At 37.7% G+C, this 318-nt stretch carries 1 pseudogene; it reads right to left on the bottom strand.

Going from position 1 to position 318, the window contains the following annotated elements:
* Nucleotides 1-32: 32 nt before the first annotated feature.
* Nucleotides 33-318 (bottom strand): annotated as a pseudogene (locus HMPREF2794_RS13740) (RepA protein); the annotation flags it as partial.

The following is a 318-nucleotide window of genomic DNA, read 5'->3' as shown; positions in this document are numbered from 1 at the left end:
GCGACCAAACGGCAGCTTCACTCAATGGAGTGTTACTGTTCATCAAAGCCAAGTGATAATTGTCGTTTCTCTGCTTCTTCTTTCTTTTGGGCAGCTAAAGTCTTTTTCCGAACGTATGTTTTAGCAAATGTCACTCGGTCACCATTGAATACTATCAGAGGATTAATAAACCAAAGATTATCGGCTGGTCCTCGGGCTATGATTTCAGCTTTTACAAGTTCTGCAAGTCCTTTATAAACGGCTTTGTCTGTTTTGTATTTGGTATATTCTAGGCATTTTTTTCTATTGAAGATGATTAAATCATTTTTGGGTTTCATG

The sequence above is a fragment of the Bacteroides sp. HMSC067B03 genome (genome assembly GCF_001811315.1).
GTDB classification, from domain to species: domain Bacteria; phylum Bacteroidota; class Bacteroidia; order Bacteroidales; family Bacteroidaceae; genus Bacteroides; species Bacteroides faecis.
This window is presented reverse-complemented; position numbering and strand designations above follow the sequence as displayed.